This is a genomic window from Serratia sp. LTN-2 (assembly GCF_059740205.1).
In genome coordinates, this window is record NZ_JCAXDO010000048.1 from 2,245 (window position 1) to 2,468 (window position 224).

Here is a 224-nt window from a genome sequence, read left to right on the forward strand (position 1 = left end):
GTAAAGCGGAGTGGTAGTTCAGGAAAGTGCATTATGCGGCTGGTGTGATATGTGACTCAGGAGTGGCCGCAATACGATATACGGACAGATGAAATGACGCCTCCTCGCTCATTCGCTCACTACGTTCGGTCATGATACTGCGGCGGGCGTTGCGGATTAACAGGAAAGGGCTTTGATGGTAGGAGCGCTCAAATCAGAAGGAGCTAGGAAAAGGATGCGGTATT